Source organism: Cytophaga sp., assembly GCF_051961495.1.
Lineage (GTDB): Bacteria > Bacteroidota > Bacteroidia > Cytophagales > Cytophagaceae > Cytophaga.
This window is the reverse complement of record NZ_JBQCDF010000047.1, coordinates 1-3670: the sequence shown is the minus strand read 5'-3', so window position 1 is coordinate 3670 and position 3670 is coordinate 1. Positions and strand designations below refer to the sequence as shown.

Annotated in this window: 2 protein-coding genes; both read left to right on the top strand. The window is 39.0% G+C overall.

Features of this window, described 5'->3' with window-relative positions; genetic code table 11:
* Positions 1-160: 160 nt before the first annotated feature.
* On the top strand, positions 161-2563 hold the full coding sequence (locus tag ACTHJT_RS02440; protein ID WP_440236141.1) for a GumC family protein: 2403 nt from the start codon (positions 161-163) through the stop codon (positions 2561-2563).
* Between the two features lie 475 nt (positions 2564-3038).
* Positions 3039-3670: oligosaccharide flippase family protein (locus tag ACTHJT_RS02435; RefSeq protein WP_440236140.1), on the top strand; the 632-nt coding region annotated here is incomplete at its 3' end.

Genomic DNA, 3670 nt, shown 5'->3' with positions numbered 1-3670 from the left:
GTTCAGGCTGTAATTAATCAATAAGCTAACAAATAAAACAAATTGATAAGTTCGGCAGTAAATTTTTATAGGAATTTTCTTCTCCAATTTGAAAAGAACAATTCCGGGCCTGCAAATTTCTATTTCTCATTACTAAAATCATTAAAAATTAAATTCCTGAATGCAATCGTCTACCAACCATCCTGAATTCGAGGAAGCTGAAGAAGAGGTATCCATTGGAGATATCTTTTACCGGTTTTTGCCCTACTGGCCCCTGTTCGTATTGCTGCTGATCATTAATCTCTCGGGCGCCTGGCTGTATCTTCGTTATACCAAGCCGGTATATGAAACCACTGCTACTTTGCTGATCAAGGATGATAAAAACACCCCTGCCAATGCCAATGACCTGATGCAGGCATTTGACATGTTTGGCTCCAAGAAAAATGTAGAAAATGAAGTGGAAGTGTTACAATCCAAAACACTTATGGAGCAGGTAGTGAAAGATTTGCATTTGTATGCGCCGGTCTTTTCACAGGGAAGGGTATTGAATCAATTGGCCTATATCCATTCTCCCATTGTAATAGAAGCGCGCTATCCCGATTCAATCACTTTGGTTAAAAAAATCCCTTTTATATATAACCATACTAATGGGACTATTAACTTTGACCATTCGAATTATCCCCTCAATCAATGGGTGAGCACCTCTTACGGGATCCTGCGGTTTCTTCCGAACAAATATTATACTTCCAAAGATTTGTTGCAGGCAAAGGAAAATAGTTTCTACTTCTCTCTTATGCCGGTTAAAAGTGCAGTGAACAGCGTACTTACAGAGCTAAATATTGCTCCCTCCAGCAAGCAATCTACTGTAATAGACCTCAGCATAAAAGGACAGATACCGAAACGCGGTGAGGATATCCTGAATGAGTTATTAAAAGTATATACCGAAGCGGCTATAATGGACAAAAATGTACTGGCGGCCAATACTTTGAAATTTGTAAACGAGAGGTTGAAATATGTAGAATCTGATCTTGATTCTGTAGAAGGGAATCTACAACGTTTTAAGGCGCAAAATAAGATAACCGACATCAGCGCGCAAGGCCAGATATTTTTGCAGACCGTTGCTGCAAACGATCAGAAAATAAGCGATATCAACGTTCAGCTTGCCATGCTGGACCAGGTAGAAAATTATGTAAAAACCAAGGGAGATATCGGTGGAATTGTACCGTCAAGCATAGAATCCGGCAGTGTGGGTACCAATAATGCCGTAGTACCTTCCACCACCGGCCTGGCAGACCCTGTACTTTCGGACCTCCTGCAGAGACTTTCAGACCTTCAGTTGAAATATACCCAAACGAGGAAAATTGTTCCGGAAAATAATCCTTCGGTAGTTTCCCTAGTGGACGGAATCAATAAACTGAGGCCGCAGATACTTGAAAACATTAAAAGCCAGCGCAAGAATCTGGAGGCAGGGCGCAATAATATTGTTGCTACCAACAATCAATACAATGCCCTGTTGAAAACCGTTCCGGAAAAGGAGCGCGAACTGCTGAGCATCAGCCGACAGCAGGCCATCAAAAATAATATTTATACTTTCCTGTTGCAAAAAAGGGAAGAGACTGCCTTGTCCTTTGCTTCGGCAGTTGCCGACAGCCGCATCATTGATCCTGCCATATCCGGAGATGTACCGGTGAGCCCCAAACGCAAGCTCATCTATCTGGCCGCTGTATTGGTGGCTTTGGTGTTGGGAATAGGCTTTGTGTATATCAAGGATATCTTTACCCGCACCATCCAGGATAAAGAAGATATTGAAAAATATACCGACATTCCTGTCCTGGGAGAAGTGTTGTATGACCGTTCTAAAACCCCGATCGTTATTTCTGAGGGAAAGCGAAGCTTTATCGCCGAACAATTCCGGCAATTGCGCACTTCCCTTGCCTATATGGGCATAGACGAAACACACAAAAAGATCATGATCACTTCGAGCATCAGCGGCGAAGGGAAAAGCTTTATATCGGTGAATCTTGGGATGAGCTTATCGCTTATGGATAAGAAGGTAGTGTTGCTGGAACTCGATCTCCGCAAGCCAAAAGTGAGCGAGCAGTTCAATGTATCGCGCCATGGCGGTATTTCCACTTACCTGATCGGGAAAGCTACAATGGAAGAGATCATCCGGCCTACCGGAAATAAAAACCTTTCTTTGATTACTTCCGGGCCGATCCCTCCAAACCCTTCGGAATTGATTTCCAATGGCGGGTTACAGGAGTTGCTGGAATACCTGGATACGCATTTTGATTATATCCTTATTGATACTGCTCCTGTTAACCCCGTTACCGATTCCTTTATTATCTCGCCGATGTGTGATGTAAGTTTATATGTAGTCCGTGACTCCTATACTCCGAAAATATTTTTGAAAAAACTGGCTGAAAAATTACGCACCCAAAGCCTGAAGAACCCGGCAATTGTGTTTAATGGCATCAAAGGGAGAGGAATTAATAAGTATGGGTATGGTTATGGATATGGATACGGGTATGGGTACACTGATGATGTGAAGGAAAAGGGGTGGAGGAGGATTCGAATGAGATAAAGATTCAGGTTTTTTCGATAAAAAACAGAGGCGATATTGATTTTATATTAAGCGTATCAAAAATCATTTTCTAAAATTCACTTTACTGTAAAGATCAATTTCGGTGATGAGATAATTGCAAATTTGAATCAGTATATTTATCGGTTTTCAAAACACAGGGTTCTTTTTTCGTTTGTTATGTCAAAGAGGTGTCATGTAAGTTTTTATTTAGCCCTCGATCCATATTCCTATAATCGGAAATATTTATTAAGAAACTAGAAGAAAGAATGCGAAGTAAAAGCATTAAAAACACCACCATTGTTTTTGATGGCATTAAAGCAAAAGGATTGGTAATTATGATTATGGTTATACGGAGGATGCAGAAAATAAAGTTCGATAGAAAAGTATTTTTTGGAGATAAATTAAATATCACTTTTTTCAATATGGATGAATCCAAGAATTGTTAGACTAAAAGGTGCAACTTCGAAAGATAAATATGGGGGAAGAAAAAAGCAACACCAATCAGGCGTTATGGGTGGTGATTGGTTCTTTAAGTTCTTTTAGTTTGGCAATGATCAGTTCAGCTATTCTATCCAGATACTTTCCTAAAGAGGAGTACGGAACTTATAAGCAAATCATTTATATTTATACAACCTTATTAATTATTTTCACGGCCGGTCTTCCTGAGGTGTTTGCTTACTTTCTACCTCGATATAGTATTAATGAAGGGAAAGCGATTGTATGGAAAATAACAGGGACACTATTTTTAAGCGGAGCTGTCTTTTCAATTTTTTTATTTACATTTTCAGGAATTATTGCAAGATTTTTAAATAATCCAGAATTGGAAAGAGGAATAAAAGTTTTCTCCCCTATCCCTTTTTTATTATTGCCTACATTAGGCATTGAAGGTATTTTTTCTACCTATAAAAAGACGGTATTTATAAGTATATACAATACACTTACTCGATTCCTTATGTTGCTTTTTATTGTTGTACCGGTAATATTATTTAACGGCTCGTATATAACAGCTATTTATGGATGGTTGATAGTATCAATTATTTCATTGTTTATCGCTTTTTATTTTAAGGGGATTCCTTTTAAAGGTATAAAATCTGAGAAAGCGGTGTT

Coding starts and splice junctions, on each gene's coding strand:
- ACTHJT_RS02440 (WP_440236141.1), top strand. CDS start 161: ATGCAATCGTCTACCAACCATCCTGAATTCGAGGAAGCTGAAGAAGAG.